Annotated in this window: 1 protein-coding gene; it reads right to left on the bottom strand. The window is 75.6% G+C overall.

Going from position 1 to position 390, the window contains the following annotated elements; all coding sequences use genetic code 11:
- A partial coding sequence (locus I6F37_RS44075) for an aldehyde dehydrogenase (RefSeq protein ID WP_225154997.1) occupies positions 1 to 390 on the bottom strand: 390 nt, incomplete at both ends.

Here is a 390-nt window from a genome sequence, read left to right on the forward strand (position 1 = left end):
GACCCGCCCTCGGCGCGGCCGCGCTCGATCGCGCCCAGCACGTCCTCCATCGCCTTCTCGTTGACGAGCGGGCCGACCTCGGTCTCCGGGTCGGCCGGGTCGCCGACCTTGCCGGCCTCGACGCGGGCGAGGAACGTCTCGCGGAACGCGTCGTAGGCGGCGTCCTGCACGTAGATCCGGCGCGTCGCCGTGCACTTCTGGCCGGCCGACCAGAACGCGCCCGCGTAGGCGGCCTCGGCGGCGCGGGGGAGGTCGGCGTCGGCCATCACGATCAGCGGGTTGTGGCCGCCGAGCTCGAGCTGCGCGCGCTTGCCCAGGCGGCCGGCCTGCTCGCGGATGCCCTCGCCGACGGGGACCGAGCCGGTGAACGAGATCGCATGCACGCCGGGG

The organism is Bradyrhizobium sp. NBAIM08, from assembly GCF_020193935.1.
GTDB lineage: Bacteria > Pseudomonadota > Alphaproteobacteria > Rhizobiales > Xanthobacteraceae > Bradyrhizobium > Bradyrhizobium yuanmingense.